The sequence below is a fragment of the Alcanivorax sp. HI0083 genome (assembly GCF_001635175.1).
Window position 1 is genome coordinate 1 of the sequence record NZ_LWFX01000346.1, and the last position, 1090, is coordinate 1090.

Sequence of the window (1090 nt, forward strand, 5' to 3'; positions counted from 1 at the left end):
CGCGAAACCACCGCGTATGTCCCTAAATTACTGGCCATCGCCCAGATTGTCGGTGACCCGCAGGCCTACGGCGTCCCCCTCCACCCCATCGCCAACGAACCCTACTTCGCCACGGTAAAAACCGGCGGGCAAATCGACCTGGCCCAAGCCGCACGTTTGGCGGATATTTCTGTGGAAGAGCTCTACCTGCTCAACCCGTCCTATAATCGCTGGGCCACATCCCCGGATGGCCCCTTCCGGTTGTTAGTCCCTGTGGATCGGGCCGAGAATTTCCAGACGAAACTGGCCAGCCTGCCCAAAGACCAACGCATGCAGTGGGCCCGTTACGAAATTCGGCCCGGCGATAATCTGGGCGCCATTGCCCGCCAGTACCGCACGACCCCCCAGGTACTTCGCAACATTAACCACATGAAGAACAACACCATTATTGCCGGCCGCACCCTGCTGATTCCCGGCCCGGCGTCCTCCAGCAGCGACTACAGCCTTAGTGCTGAATCGCGCCTGGCCAAAAAACAGTCCAAGCACCCCAAGGGTCGCCAGCGCGTCGATTACACGGTGCAGCCCGGTGATACGCTCTGGGAAATCGCCCGCCGCCATAACGTCGGCGTGCCTGAGTTGGCCAAATGGAATAGCATGGCCCCCAAAGACAGCCTGCGTATAGGCCAGAGCCTGGCGGTGTGGACCAAGGGAAGCCTGGCGGCCAGCCCGGCCAGCAACACGCCCTCCTCCAGCAACCCGAACATGGTGCGCAAGGTCCGCTATGCGGTTCGCAACGGCGATTCCTTGTATGCCATTGCCGACCGCTTTAATGTATCGGTCAACGATATAAAAAGCTGGAACAACACGGTAGCCAACAATCGATACCTACAACCCGGGCAACGGCTGACAGTCTACGTTGATATTCGCCAAACGCACTAAACTTACCTTTGCCCTGCTGGGCCTGTTGCTCGGCGTGGTTTGCCACGCCGAGCCCACTCGCAGCCACGGTTACCACCCGTTTGGCAGCCTCAAGTACCCCGCCGATTTCCAGCACCTCGATTACGTCAACCCGGATGCCCCCAAGGGCGGCACCCTGCGATTATTCGGCCAA

At 59.8% G+C, this 1090-nt stretch carries 1 protein-coding gene and 1 pseudogene; both read left to right on the top strand.

Annotation, left to right across the window (positions count from 1 at the left end; all coding sequences use genetic code 11):
• The coding region (locus tag A3754_RS03655) for a LysM peptidoglycan-binding domain-containing protein (protein WP_156496752.1) at nt 1-918 on the top strand (918 nt) is incomplete at its 5' end.
• Nucleotides 896-1090 (top strand): annotated as a pseudogene (locus tag A3754_RS26450) (ABC transporter substrate-binding protein); the annotation flags it as partial. The gene A3754_RS03655 and the pseudogene A3754_RS26450, both read left to right, overlap by 23 nt.